The organism is Pseudomonas sp. 22490 (assembly GCF_052044465.1).
Classification (GTDB): Bacteria; Pseudomonadota; Gammaproteobacteria; order Pseudomonadales; family Pseudomonadaceae; genus Pseudomonas; species Pseudomonas aeruginosa.
On the sequence record NZ_JBQENS010000005.1, the window covers coordinates 188,698 to 201,674 of the forward strand.

10 protein-coding genes are annotated in these 12,977 nt (G+C 64.6%); 6 read left to right on the top strand and 4 right to left on the bottom strand.

Annotated features, from left to right (window positions below):
* Positions 1-11: 11 nt before the first annotated feature.
* The 3 genes from ACTJJX_RS07770 to ACTJJX_RS07780 form a co-directional block, all read right to left on the bottom strand.
* Positions 12-821: a YfaP family protein gene (locus ACTJJX_RS07770; RefSeq protein ID WP_003094417.1), complete on the bottom strand. Its 810-nt coding sequence runs from the start codon at positions 819-821 to the stop codon at positions 12-14.
* Positions 822-983: 162 nt separating this feature from the next.
* Positions 984-1,544 carry a response regulator transcription factor gene (locus ACTJJX_RS07775; RefSeq protein ID WP_003106283.1) on the bottom strand — a complete coding sequence of 187 codons (561 nt, stop codon included), beginning with the start codon at positions 1,542-1,544 and terminating at the stop codon, positions 984-986.
* Positions 1,545-1,569: 25 nt separating this feature from the next.
* Positions 1,570-2,838, bottom strand: coding sequence for an ATP-binding protein (locus ACTJJX_RS07780; RefSeq protein ID WP_003094421.1), 1,269 nt, complete (start codon positions 2,836-2,838; stop codon positions 1,570-1,572).
* A gap of 276 nt (positions 2,839-3,114) precedes the next feature.
* On the opposite strand from ACTJJX_RS07780, the gene ACTJJX_RS07785 reads away from it, so the two are divergent.
* From ACTJJX_RS07785 to ACTJJX_RS07795, 3 genes are all read left to right on the top strand, one after another.
* Complete coding sequence (locus ACTJJX_RS07785; protein WP_003094423.1) at positions 3,115-3,825, top strand: SIMPL domain-containing protein; 711 nt, start codon at positions 3,115-3,117, stop codon at positions 3,823-3,825.
* Between the two features lie 252 nt (positions 3,826-4,077).
* Entirely contained in the window at positions 4,078-5,691 is a 1,614-nt protein-coding gene (locus ACTJJX_RS07790; RefSeq protein WP_395549306.1) for an ABC transporter substrate-binding protein, read from the top strand.
* A gap of 93 nt (positions 5,692-5,784) precedes the next feature.
* On the top strand, positions 5,785-7,383 hold the full coding sequence (locus ACTJJX_RS07795) for an ABC transporter substrate-binding protein (RefSeq protein ID WP_003107427.1): 1,599 nt from the start codon (positions 5,785-5,787) through the stop codon (positions 7,381-7,383).
* Between the two features lie 67 nt (positions 7,384-7,450).
* On the opposite strand, the gene mdpA is transcribed toward ACTJJX_RS07795, so the two are convergent.
* The gene (gene mdpA / locus ACTJJX_RS07800) at positions 7,451-8,668 is read right to left on the bottom strand and encodes a metallopeptidase MdpA (RefSeq protein WP_003107426.1); all 1,218 of its coding nucleotides are present in this window, start codon (positions 8,666-8,668) and stop codon (positions 7,451-7,453) included.
* A 168-nt stretch (positions 8,669-8,836) separates the two neighbouring features.
* Here mdpA and psdR point away from each other — a divergent pair, with 168 nt between their 5' ends.
* From psdR to ACTJJX_RS07815, 3 genes are all read left to right on the top strand, one after another.
* A complete protein-coding gene (gene psdR, locus ACTJJX_RS07805) occupies positions 8,837-9,400 on the top strand; it encodes a transcriptional regulator PsdR (RefSeq protein WP_003094433.1) in 564 nt (187 codons plus the stop codon).
* A 265-nt stretch (positions 9,401-9,665) separates the two neighbouring features.
* Complete coding sequence (locus ACTJJX_RS07810; RefSeq protein ID WP_003116233.1) at positions 9,666-11,267, top strand: ABC transporter substrate-binding protein; 1,602 nt, start codon at positions 9,666-9,668, stop codon at positions 11,265-11,267.
* A 224-nt stretch (positions 11,268-11,491) separates the two neighbouring features.
* Positions 11,492-12,946, top strand: a complete 1,455-nt coding sequence (locus ACTJJX_RS07815; protein ID WP_003120938.1) for an OprD family outer membrane porin — start codon at positions 11,492-11,494, stop codon at positions 12,944-12,946.
* Positions 12,947-12,977: the final 31 nt, after the last annotated feature.

The following is a 12,977-nucleotide window of genomic DNA, read 5'->3' on the forward strand; positions in this document are numbered from 1 at the left end:
GAGGGGATGCTTCAGTAGGTAAAGGTCTTGACCAGCACCAGGTCGCCGATGGTGCGCAGGGGCACGACGAAGGTCTCGTGCTTCTCGTCGACGCTGTTTTCGTTGAACACCAGGTTGACCTGCGCGGTGATCACGTCCTGTACGTTGCTGCCGGCCTGGAAGTTGTAGCCCTGGTTGTTGAGGTTGCCCCAGTAGTTCACGTAGATCAGGTAGGTGCCGTGCAGCGGCGCGCCCATGGTGAACATCTCCGGGCCGGGCCCGTCGACGCCGTCCGGATCGAGGCCGCCGCTGTTGCTCAGGCGCGGATGCGCCCAGTAGGCGTGCTGGCCATCGGGGGTGACGATATGCAGGTCGAGCTCGGCCTTCGGATCGTCCCAACCCAGCACCACGCGCACGCGCGGCGGCAGTTGGGAGCGATTGGCTTCGTAGAACTGCACGCGCTTGAGGATCTTGCCGTCGGCGCTGCCGACCTGAACGCCGTTGGAGCCGTGGCCGAACGCATAGGGGCGGACGAAGCGCCCGGCGCCGTCGGTATAGAGAGGGAGAGGATTGCCGTTGACCACCAGGCGCTGGGCGCGCTCGGTGCCGACCAGTTCGCGCAGGTGTCCTTCGATCAGGCTGCGGCCGCGCTGGCCGCCGCGATCGATGGGCGGAGTCGGATAGGCGACACGCGGGGCATCGGGCTGCTCGAGCAGGCCGGAATAGCGCCAGCCTGCCGTCGGACCATCCAGGTCCACCGAAGGCTCGGCTAGTGCAGGCAGCCCGAAGGCCAGTCCGAACAGCACCGACAGGCAGCCGGCACTCGAACCGAAGATACGCATGATCAATCCCTGGTCGTGCGATTCATGAAAGTTGCATCTTAACGATTGCGCTGTCCGCTGGATATCCCCGGCGACCGGCGGAATGTGCGAAATCCACCGCGATTCGACGGAAAGCGGAAAGTATAGGGGGCGCCATGCGGCGCCCCCGTTGTCATTTACGCTTCAGCGCCGTACCGGCCGCTTCTGCAGCTTGCGCTGCAAGGTCCGTCGATGCATGCCCAGGGCGCGGGCGGTGGCGGAGATGTTGCCCTCGTGCTCGGCGAGCACGCGCTGGATGTGCTCCCATTGCAGGCGATCCACCGACATCGGGTTTTCCGGCACCAGGGTGTCCAGGTCGGCGTGCTCGGAGAGCAGCGCGGCCAACACGTCATCGGCATCCGCCGGCTTGCACAGGTAGTTGCAGGCGCCGCGCTTGATCGCCTCCACCGCGGTGGCGATGCTGGAATAGCCGGTGAGGATCACCACCCGCATGTCCGCGTGCAGTTCCAGCAGCTTCGGCAGCAGCACCAGGCCGGAGTCGCCTTCCATCTTCAGGTCGAGCACGGCATAGTCCGGCGTGTCCTGCTGGGCCAGCGCCAGGCCTTCCTCGGCGGAGCCGGCGGTGCTGACCCGCAGGCCGCGACGGCTCATGGCCCGCGCCAGGACCCGGGTAAAGGTGGGATCGTCGTCCACCAGCAGGAGATGGGGTTGTTCTTCCCCTTCGAAGAGCAGCTCTTCAGACATAGGCAGGGCCTCTCAGACGGATCACTCAAGCCATTCCGTAGCTGCGCGGCAAGCGCAGTTCGGTCAGAGTGCCGCCATCTTCGTGGTTATACAACTTCACCGTTCCACCAGCGCGGGTCACGCTGGCCTGACTGAGAAACAGGCCGAGGCCGAAGCCCTTGCCCTTGGTGGTGAAGAACGGTTTGCCGATCTGTTCGGCGATCGCCAGGGGCACCCCGACGCCGTGGTCGCGGATACTCAGGCAGATACTGCTGCTGTCCCAGTCCAGGCGGATGTCAAGGTCGTCGGGACAGGCGTCCGCCGCATTGTTCAGCAGGTTCAGCAGAGCCTGGCTGAGGTCGGTCGGCGGGGTCAGGCGCGGCGCGGAGCCGAGGCCCAGGCACTGGTAGCGGTAGGAAGCCTCCGGACGCATCAGGTGCCAGCGGCGCAGCACCGATTCCAGCCATTCCGCGGCGCTTTGCTCCTCGATCGCCTGACGACGGTCGGCCTCGGCCGCCCGTACCAGTTGCTGGAGGGTGTGCTTGCACTGCTTGACCTGTTCCTGGAGCAATGCCAGGTCTTCCTGCAGGGTCGGGTCCTGCGGGCGCTCCTGGCGCAGCTCGTTGAGCAGCACGCTCATGGTCGCCAGCGGCGTACCCAGTTCGTGCGCGGCACCGGCCGCCTGGGTGGCCACCGCGAGCAACTGCTGGTCGCGCATGCTTTCCTCGCGCCGCTCGGCCTGCATGTGCGCCTGCCAGCGCAGCGCCTCGGACATCTTCACCACGAAGAAGGTGATGAAGGCCGCCGACAGGGCGAAGTTCAGCCACATGCCGAACAGGTGCAGGTTGATCAGCATCGCCTCGTGCTGAACCGCCTGCAGGTGCAGCGGGTGGTACCAGATCAGCAGCAGGGTGTAGCCGGTCAGGGCCAGGCCGGAGAGCACCATGGAGTAGATCCAGGGCAGGGTCGCAGCGGCGATGGTCAGCGGTACCAGGTAATAGGAGACGAAGGGGTTGGTCGAGCCGCCCGAGTAATACAGCAAGGTGCTGTGGATGATCAGGTCGCAGGCCAGTTGTACCGCGTACTCCTGGTCGGTCACCGGCCACGGCGCGCGCAGGCGCAGCGCGGTGAACAGAATCAGGCAGGCGGACAGGCCAAGGGTCAGGCCGAGCGCCAGCCACGGCAGCGGCAACAGGTCGGAGAGCCAGGCGAAACCCACCGAGCCGGCCTGCGCGGCCAGCACGAGAATACGGATGAGGAGCAGACGGCCAAGGTTCTGGCGACTGGCGGAGAGCAGGAAAACCGGTGCGCGCATGTTTTCTTCCGGAATAAGCGCGAGTATAGCCAAGACGCTGTCGGCAACTCTGCGGCAAAGTGACTCAGAAACCTCGCAGGTCGCCATCCTGCCCTGTTTCGCCGAGCGCTGTCAGGGCTCAGATCAGTAAATTTCACGTTTTTTCCGAAATCGCCTAACCCGTTCCGGGAAAAGCCTTCGTCTCATGGTCCAAGACTGGCGTATAGGCGTGTTTGCCGCGCCTGCCGGAACGATGCTCTACAGTGTGAATTCAGCCTTAGTACAAGGAGTTGCCCAATGTCTGCGATTTCCCGCCTGGCCGCTGCCGTCACCCTCTGCGCCGCCAGCCTCTCGGCCGTCGCCGAGGAAGCGCCGCGCTACAACCAGGTCTCGCTGCACGCCGAAGTCAGCCAGCAGGTGGCCCACGACCTGATGCAGGTCACCCTCTACAGCGAAAACCAGGGCAGCGATCCGGCCAAGCTCGCCGCCGAGACCACCAGCGTCCTCAACGCCGCCGTCGCCGACGCGCGCAAGGTCAAGGGCGTGACCATCAGCCTGGGCAGTCGCAACAGCTATCCGGTCTACGACGACAAGGGCCAGAAGATCACCGGCTGGCGCGAGCGCGCCGAGCTGCGCCTGGAAAGCTCCGACTTCGCCGCCCTCGGCCAGCTTTCCGCCGACCTGCTGGGCAAGCTGAAGATGGGCGGCATGGACTTCAGCATCGCCGATGCGACCCGCAAGAAGAACGAGGACCAATTGATGAAAGGCGCCGTGGACGCGTTCAAGGAGCGCGCCCAGTTGCTCACCGAGGCGCTCGGCGGCAAGGGCTACAAGCTGGTCAGCCTGAGCGTGAACAGCGCCGGCGCACCGCGCCCGTACCCGGTGATGCGGATGGCGGCGATGAAGGCCGACGCCAGCTTCGGTGGCGCCCAGGCGCCGGAGATCGAGGCCGGGACCAGCCAGGTCACGGTCAACGCCGACGGTGTGATCGAGGTGCAGATGCCCTGATCCGGTCGGCGCGCACCACAAGAGGCAGCCTCCGGGCTGCCTCTTGCGTTTCCACTGTCTCTCGCGCAGCAAACGCGGCCTGCGTCGCGTTTGCGCAAATTCGAAAATGCGACATTCCCTTTCAAACGGATAACAACATCTACACTGAACCGACCTCGACGCTTGCGGCCGGCACATGCCCTGCATAGCTTCGCGCAAGACAGCTCACGAGGCTGTCCCTCGCAGACAATCAAAATAACCAGAGGTCACTCCATGCGTAGAAACGCCGTCATCCGCTCCGCGATCATTCCCTCGCTGCTCGGCGCAGCGCTGGTCGCCGCCGTTCCCCAGGCCTTCGCCAGCAACCTGATCTTCTGCTCGGAAGGCAGCCCGGCCGGCTTCGATCCCGCCCAGTACACCACCGGTACCGATTTCGACGCCGCGGCGGAAACCGTCTTCAACCGCCTGACCCAGTTCGAGCGCGGCGGCACCAAGGTCCTTCCCGGCCTCGCGGAAAGCTGGGACGTCAGCGACGACGGCAAGACCTATACCTTCCACCTGCGCAAGGGCGTGAAGTTCCACAGTACCGACTACTTCAAGCCGACCCGCGAATTCAATGCCGACGACGTGCTGTTCACCTTCGAACGCATGCTCGACAAGGATCATCCGTTCCGCAAGGCCTACCCCACCGAGTTTCCCTACTTCACCGACATGGGCCTGGACAAGAACATCGCCAGGGTCGAGAAGCTCGACGAGCATACGGTGAAGTTCACCCTCAACGAGGTCGACGCGGCCTTCATCCAGAACCTGGCGATGCCCTTCCCATCGATCCAGTCCGCCGAATACGCCGCGCAACTGCTCAAGCAGGGCAAGGCCAGCGACATCAACCAGAAGCCGATCGGCACCGGCCCGTTCGTGTTCAGCCGCTACCAGAAGGATGCGCAGATCCGCTTCAAGGGCAACAAGGACTACTGGAAGCCGGACGAGGTGAAGGTCGACAACCTGATCTTCGCCATCAACACCGACGCCTCGGTGCGCGCGCAGAAGCTCAAGGCCGGCGAGTGCCAGATCACCCTCAACCCGCGCCCCGCCGACCTCGACGCGCTGAAGAAGGACCCGAACCTGAACCTGCCGTCGCAGGCCGGCTTCAACCTCGGCTACATCGCCTACAACGTCACCCACAAGCCGTTCGACAAGCTGGAAGTACGCCAGGCGCTGGACATGGCGGTGAACAAGAAGGCCATCATCGACGCCGTCTACCAGGGCGCCGGCCAGTTGGCGAGCAACGGCATGCCACCGACCCAGTGGTCCTACGACGAGACCATCAAGGACGCGCCCTACGATCCGGCCAAGGCCAGGGAGCTGCTGAAGAAGGCCGGCGTCGCCGAAGGCACCGAGATCACCCTGTGGGCCATGCCGGTACAACGCCCCTACAACCCCAACGCCAAGCTGATGGCGGAAATGCTGCAGAACGATTGGGCGAAGATCGGTATCAAGGCGAAGATCGTCACCTACGAATGGGGCGAATACATCAAGCGCGCCAAGGGCGGCGAGCATGACGCCATGCTGATCGGCTGGAGCGGCGACAACGGCGACCCGGACAACTGGCTCGGCACCCTCTACGGCTGCGACGCGGTGGACGGCAACAACTTCTCCAAATGGTGCGACGCCGGCTACGACAAGCTGGTCAAGGATGCCAAGCGCACCACCGACCAGGGCAAGCGCACCGAGCTGTACAAGCAGGCCCAGCACATCCTCAAGGAACAGGTGCGGATCACCCCGATCGCCCACTCCACCGTGTACCAGCCGATGCGCAAGACGGTACACGACTTCAGGATCAGTCCCTTCGGCCTGAACTCGTTCTACGAGGTCAGCGTCGGCAAGTAGCTTCGCCTGCCAGCCGCGCCGCCCCGCCACGAGCGAGGCGGCGCCTCTCCCCAGGGCGGCCGACCCGGCCGTCCCGCTCCAGAGGAGTCATCCATGCGACCACGCTCTGCCCTGCGCTACAGCCTGCTGCTGCTCGCCTTCGCCGCCAGCGCCGCCATCCAGGCCCAGCCGAAGACCCTGGCGGTGTGCACCGAAGCGGCGCCGGAAGGGTTCGATCCGGCCCGCTATACCTCCGGCTACACCTTCGACGCCTCAGCCCATCCGCTGTACAACGCGCTGGCCGCGTTCGCTCCGGGCAGCGCCACGGTGATCCCGGCCCTGGCGGAAAGCTGGGACGTCTCCGCTGACGGCCTCGTCTACACCTTCCGCCTGCGCCAGGGCGTGAAATTCCACAGCACCGACTACTTCAAGCCAACCCGCGAATTCGACGCCGACGACGTGCTGTTCAGCTTCCAGCGCATGCTCGATCCGCAGCACCCCGCCCACGACCTTTCGCCCAGCGGCTACCCCTACGCCGACGCCATGCAACTGCGCGACATCATCGAGCGCATCGAGAAGATCGACGAGCACCAGGTGCGCTTCGTCCTCAAGCACCCGGAGGCGCCGTTCCTCGCCGACCTGGCCATGCCGTTCGGCTCGATCCTCTCCGCCGAATATGCCGGCCAGTTGATCGCCAGGGGCAAGGGCGACGAACTCAACAGCAAGCCGATCGGCACCGGCCCGTTCGTCTTCACCCGCTACCGCAAGGATGCCCAGGTGCGCTACGCAGCCAACCCCGACTACTGGAAGGGCAAGCCGGCCATCGACCACCTGGTGCTGGCGATCACCCTCGACCCCAACGTGCGCGTGCAGCGCCTGCGCCGCAACGAATGCCAGATCGCCCTGACGCCCAAGCCCGAAGACGTCGCCGCGTTACGCCAGGACCCGCAACTGACGGTGCTGGAAGAAGCGGCGATGATCACCTCACACGCCGCGATCAACACCCGGCACGAACCGTTCGACGACCCGCGCGTGCGCCGGGCGATCGCCATGGGCTTCAACAAGTCGTCCTACCTGAAGATCGTCTTCGGCGACCAGGCCCGCCCGGCCATCGGCCCCTACCCGCCGATGCTGCTCGGCTACGACGACAGCATCCGCGACTGGCCCTACGACCCCGAACGGGCCAAGGCCCTGCTGAAGGAAGCCGGCGTCACCCCGGACACACCCCTGAACCTCTACATCAGCACCGGCAGCGGCCCCGGCGGCAACCCGGCGCGAGTGGCGCAACTGATCCAGTCCGACCTGGCCGCCATCGGCATCCGGGTGAACATCCGCCAGTTCGAGTGGGGCGAGATGGTCAAGCGCACCAAGGCCGGCGAACACGACATGATGCTCTACAGCTGGATCGGCGATAACGGCGACCCGGACAACTTCCTCACCCACAACCTCGGCTGCGCCTCGGTGGAGTCCGGGGAAAATCGCGCGCGCTGGTGCGACAAGGGCTTCGACGAAGCCATCCGCAAGGCGCGCATGAGCAACGACGAGAGCCAACGGGTAGCGCTGTACAAGGAAGCGCAGCGGATCTTCCACGAGCAGATGCCCTGGTTGCCGCTGGCGCATCCTTTGATGTTCGACGCGCAACGCAAGAACGTCAGCGGCTACCGCATGAGCCCGATGTCGGCGCGGGACTTTTCGCGGGTGAAGCTGGACTGATCGCTGCGCCGCACGCGGGAAGCCCTGGTCCTTGCCTTCCCGCGTGCGGCGTTATCGTTCGGCCGGATCAGCCGCCGAGGCCGAAGGGATCGTCGATGGACGGGCTCGGTTGGGTGAACCAGCGCGGTCCTTCCTTCGTCATGTAGAAGTGATCCTCCAGGCGAATGCCGAACTCGCCGGGCACGCAGATCATCGGTTCGTTGCTGAAGCACATGCCGACATCCAGCGGCGTGCGATCGCCACGCACCAGGTACGGGCCTTCGTGGACGTCCATGCCGATGCCATGCCCGGTGCGGTGCGGCAGGCCAGGCAGGCGGTAGTCCGGCCCCAGGCCGTTGGCCTCCAGCGAACGCCGCGCGGCGGCGTCCACCGCCTCGCAGGGCTGGCCCAGACGCGCGGCCTCGAAGGCCGCCAGTTGGGCGTCGCGCTCCATCCCCCAGAATTCGCGCTGGCGTGCGCTAGGCGTGCCGAACACATAGCTGCGGGTGATATCCGACTGGTAGCCGTGGACCTGGCAGCCGGTATCGATCAGCACCATGTCGCCATCCTTCAGCACCTGCGCATGCTTCACCCCATGCGGGAAGGCACTGGCGGCACCGAACAGGACGATGCAGAAGGTCGAACCGGGCGCGCCCACCTTGCGGTGCGCCTGGTGGATGAACTCGGCGACTTCGGTGGTGCTGATGCCTTCGCGGAGAATGCTCGCCGCGGCCTTCTGCACTTCCAGGGTCATGTCCTTGGCCCGCTGCATCAGCGCCAGCTCCTCGGCCGACTTGCGCATCCGTCCCTGGTCGATCAGCGGCGCGGCGCTGACGAAGTTCCTGCCCGGCGCCTGTTGGCGCAAGCGCTCGAACATGCCGAACGGCAGGCTCGGACACAGTGCGACCGTGCTGCGCTCGCCCACGCCGAGCGCCTCCAGGCGATCGAGCAGCAGGCGATAGGGATCCTGGTGTTCCTCCCAGGTGTGGATGGCGCCATCGACCACCTGGAAGTCGCGCACCGTACCTTCCTCGAAGGCCGGCGCAAGGTATTCGAGGGCGCCCTCGGCGGGCAGTAGAGCACCCACCAGGCGTTCACTGGGGTGCCATTGCACGCCGCTGAAGTAACGCAGGTTGCTGCCTGCATGCAGGTACGCCGCGGCGATGCCATGCTCGCCCATCCACGCCTGGGCCGCGGCGATTCGCGCACGGTAAGACGCCAGGCCGATCGGCTGCGCGCCGTCCATCATGTTCCGCAGACGCTCCAGCGCCTGCGCAGGGGTACTCCCGCCAACACCCACGGTCATTTGTTGTTCTCCTCGTCTGGACCGGGCTGAAATTTAAGTCGAGCTTAAATTCAGGTCAAAACAAATTTTCAGTCACACTTAAAAAATAGGGGTTCGGGTAGTTCATCTGTCAGACTTTATTGACGCCCCGCGCTGGGTATACTGCGCCTTTCAACAAGAGTCTCCCCAATGACCGTAGACCGCATCGGCGAACGCCTGCGTCGCTATCGCCGCGCCGCCAAGAAGACCCTGCACCAAGTCGCCAGCGAATCCGGTCTCACCGCGAGCTTCCTCTCCCAGGCGGAGCGCAACCTCACCGGTGTATCGATCTCTTCCCTGGCCAACATCGCCAAGTCGCTGAATATCCCGCTCAATGCCCTGTTCGACCAACCGGCACAACCCCAGCCCGACTCCCACGAAGGCGAGCGGGTACGCTACACCATCGAGGGCCAGCCGCTGGCCTACGAACGCCTGTCCAGCTCCTTCCCCGGCAACCTGATCAATGCGGTCAAGATGAACATGCCGGTGGGCTACCAGTCGGAGCTGATCTCCCATGAGGGCGCCGAGTTCTCCTACGTCCTGTCCGGGCAGATCGTCTACACCATCGAGGGGCGCCAGTACCCCCTCGGCGCCGGCGACTCGGTGCACTTCGACGCGACCAAGACCCATTGCCTGGCCAACGTCGGCAGCGATGTGGCGGAAGTCCTGACCATCACCACCATGGGCCTGTTCGACGACCATCCGACGCCCTGAGCCAGTCCGTAGCGCACCTTCCCATCCTGTCAGGCAAACGTTTTCGCAAGAGAAATGTTAGTCGTGCTTAATTTTCGTTGACCACAATTTCAGCATGACTTAATTTCGGCATCAGCGAATCGTCGACCAACAACAAACGGACGATCGCTGTCGCCGCACAGGGTCCATGGCTGTCACCCGCCATCCATGGAAAGGCGAGAGTTGCCATGGCCCATAAGGCCGATCCTCAGACGATGCCCTTAGAAAAAGAAAAAATGAGGTTTGCATGCGTAAGATCCTTCCCCTTCGGGCCTGGCTGGCAGCCGGTCTGATCCTCGGCTCCCCGTTCTCCCACGCCGCCAGCAACCTGGTGTTCTGCTCGGAGGGCAGCCCGGCCGGCTTCGATCCCGCCCAGTACACCACCGGCACCGACTACGACGCGACCTCGGTCACCCTGTTCAACCGCCTCGTCCAGTTCGAGCGCGGCGGCACCCGGGCGATCCCGGCCCTGGCGGAAAGCTGGGACATCGGCGACGACGGCAAGACCTACACCTTCCACCTGCGCAAGGGTGTGAAGTTCCACAGCACCGACTACTTCAAGCCGACCCGCGAATTCAACGCCGACGATGTGCTGTTCACCTTCCAGCGCATGCTCGACAAGAATCATCCGTTCCGCAAGGCCTACCCCACCGAGTTTCCCTACTTCACCGACATGGGCCTGGACAAGAACATCGCCAGGGTCGAGAAGCTCGACGAGCACAGGGTGAAGTTCACCCTCAACGAGGTCGACGCCGCCTTCATCCAGAACCTGGCGATGGACGTCGCCTCGATCCAGTCCGCCGAGTACGCCGGGCAGTTGCTCGAGGCCGGCAAGCCACAGCAGATCAACCAGAAGCCGATCGGCACCGGGCCTTTCATCCTGAGCCGCTACCAGAAGGATGCGCAGATCCGCTTCAAGGGCAACAAGGACTACTGGAAACCCGAAGACGTGAAGATCGACAACCTGATCTTCTCGATCAACACCGACGCCGCGGTGCGCGCGCAGAAGCTCAAGGCCGGCGAGTGCCAGATCACCCTCAACCCACGCCCCGCCGATCTCAAGGCCCTGCAGGAAGCGGCGAACCTGAAGGTGCCCTCGCAGCCAGGCTTCAACCTCGGCTACATCGCCTACAACGTCACCCACAAGCCGTTCGACCAGCTCGAAGTACGCCAGGCGCTGGACATGGCGGTGAACAAGCAGGCCATCATCGACGCCGTCTACCAGGGTGCCGGGCAACTGGCGGTGAACGGCATGCCGCCGACCCAGTGGTCCTATGACGAAACCATCAAGGACGCCCCGTTCGATCCGGCCAAGGCCCGGGAACTGCTGAAGAAGGCCGGCGTCGCCGAGGGCACCGAGATCACCCTGTGGGCGATGCCGGTGCAGCGTCCCTACAACCCCAACGCCAAGCTGATGGCGGAGATGATCCAGGCCGACTGGGCGAAGATCGGCATCAAGGCCAGGATCGTCAGCTACGAATGGGGCGAGTACATCAAGCGCGCCCATGCCGGCGAGCATGACGCCATGCTGTTCGGCTGGACCGGCGACAACGGCGATCCGGACAACTGGCTGGCGACCCTCTACGGCTGCGACTCGATCAACGGCAACAACGTATCGAAATGGTGCGACGCGGCCTACGACAAGCTGGTCAAGGCTGCCAAGCGGGTCTCCGACCAGGACAAGCGCAGCGAGCTGTACAAGCAGGCCCAGCACATCCTCAAGGAGCAGGTGCCGATCACCCCGATCGCCCACTCCACCGTGTACCAGCCGATGAACAAGTCGGTGCATGACTTCAAGATCAGCCCCTTCTCGCGGAACGCCTTCTATGGCGTAGCCAACCAGCCCTGATGCCGACGCCACCCCGGTCGTGAAACGACCGGGGTGCAGAAGAACGGCACGACCCGTACTTCATTTCTTTGCTTTTCCTGCCCGTGTTCCAGAACGGCGCTGCGCGCGTTCCGCCAGGAGCGCTCGCCTCGCCGTATTCGACCGCCGCGCCCAGGCGCGGGCGAAACCGGCGCAAACCTGGTGGGTAAAACAGGTGCCATGACAACAATAAAGGGAGCAATCAGGTGATGAGATACCAACGAGTGACCGGCGCGACGCTGGGATTGGCCTTGATGGCATCGGCCGCGCCAGGCTGGGCAGCGGACGAGCAGGCAACCCCGCCGACCCCGGACAATCCCAGCTACGCCGCCCAGGTGCAGAGCATCCCCAGCGTGGAGAAACCGATCAAGGGCCAGGCCGGCGCCAGCGGGCTGTTCGAGGGGCAGAGCCTGACCCTGACCACCCGCAACTTCTACTCGCGGGAAAACATGAAGGACAGCTTCACCTTCCGCATTCCCAAGGCCGGCGGCGGCTCCCAGCGCATCCACCAGCGCAACGCCTGGGTCCAGGGCACGGTGCTCAAGTACAGCTCGGGCTACACCCAGGGCAGCATCGGCTTCGGCTTCGACGTCGCAGCCTTCAACGAGATCGCCCTGGAGCGCGGCAAGGGCCGCATCGGCGGCGGCGGCAACCGGACCCTGGCGAACAGCGATGGCGAGGCGATCGGCGAGTGGTCCAAGCTGGGCGTCGCCAACATCCGCCTGCGCGCCTCGAATACCGAATTCAAGGCCGGTCGCTTCCTGGTCAACACTCCAGTGTTCAGCTATATCGACAACCGTGCCCTGCCCTCCAGCTTCACCGGCTTCGCCGTGACCAGCGAGGAGCTGGACAACCTCAGCCTGCAGGCCGGCAGCTTCCGCAAGGTCAGCCCGCGGACCGGTTCCGGCGACGAGGACATGACCACCGAGTACGGCACCCGCCAGGTCAAGGGCGACCGCCTGAACTACCTGGGCGGCAACTACAAGCCGCTCGACGGGCTGGAAATCTCCCTCTATGGCTCGCATTTCCAGGACGTCTGGAACCAGTACTACCTGGGCGTGACCCACGACATCGGCGACCTCGAGAACGGCATCGCCCTGCGCACCGCCTTCAACGGCTACCACACCGGCGACACCGGCGCGCGCGAGGCCGGCTACATCGACAACGACACCTGGAGCCTGGCCTTCACCCTCGGCCATCGCGCCCACGCCCTGACCCTGGCCTACCAGCAGGTCGACGGCAACGAATACTTCGACTACGTGCACGAGACCTCGGCGATCTTCCTGGCCAACTCGATGCTGGCCGACTACAACAGCCCCAACGAGAAGTCCGCGCAGATCCGCTACGAGACCGACTGGAGCTACTACGGGGTCCCCGGCCTGAGCACCGGCGTGTGGTACGTGAAGGGCTGGGACATCGACGGCACCCACTACGACGGCGATCGCAACGGTGCCTACGGCAACTACGCCGAGGTGCGCGCCCAGGACGGCGAGAAGCACCACGAGCTGGGCCTGATGGCGGCCTACAAGGTGCAGAACGGGCCGATCAAGGACAGCACCTTCAAGCTCACCTACATGATGCACAAGGCCAGCCAGAACCAGGTCGACGGCAGCGTCAACGAACTGCGCCTGGTCAGCACCTTCCCCTTCAACCTGCTGTAAACCTGCGACAACCGGCGGCCCCGGCGACGGG

Bases quoted from the DNA above. Each gene is read 5' to 3' on its own strand.
- ACTJJX_RS07810 (WP_003116233.1), top strand. From the start codon at position 9,666: ATGCGTAAGATCCTTCCCCTTCGGGCCTGGCTGGCAGCCGGTCTGATC.
- ACTJJX_RS07785 (WP_003094423.1), top strand. From the start codon at position 3,115: ATGTCTGCGATTTCCCGCCTGGCCGCTGCCGTCACCCTCTGCGCCGCC.
- mdpA (WP_003107426.1), bottom strand. From the start codon at position 8,668: ATGACCGTGGGTGTTGGCGGGAGTACCCCTGCGCAGGCGCTGGAGCGT.
- ACTJJX_RS07790 (WP_395549306.1), top strand. From the start codon at position 4,078: ATGCGTAGAAACGCCGTCATCCGCTCCGCGATCATTCCCTCGCTGCTC.
- ACTJJX_RS07770 (WP_003094417.1), bottom strand. From the start codon at position 821: ATGCGTATCTTCGGTTCGAGTGCCGGCTGCCTGTCGGTGCTGTTCGGA.
- ACTJJX_RS07775 (WP_003106283.1), bottom strand. From the start codon at position 1,544: ATGTCTGAAGAGCTGCTCTTCGAAGGGGAAGAACAACCCCATCTCCTG.
- ACTJJX_RS07795 (WP_003107427.1), top strand. From the start codon at position 5,785: ATGCGACCACGCTCTGCCCTGCGCTACAGCCTGCTGCTGCTCGCCTTC.
- psdR (WP_003094433.1), top strand. From the start codon at position 8,837: ATGACCGTAGACCGCATCGGCGAACGCCTGCGTCGCTATCGCCGCGCC.
- ACTJJX_RS07780 (WP_003094421.1), bottom strand. From the start codon at position 2,838: ATGCGCGCACCGGTTTTCCTGCTCTCCGCCAGTCGCCAGAACCTTGGC.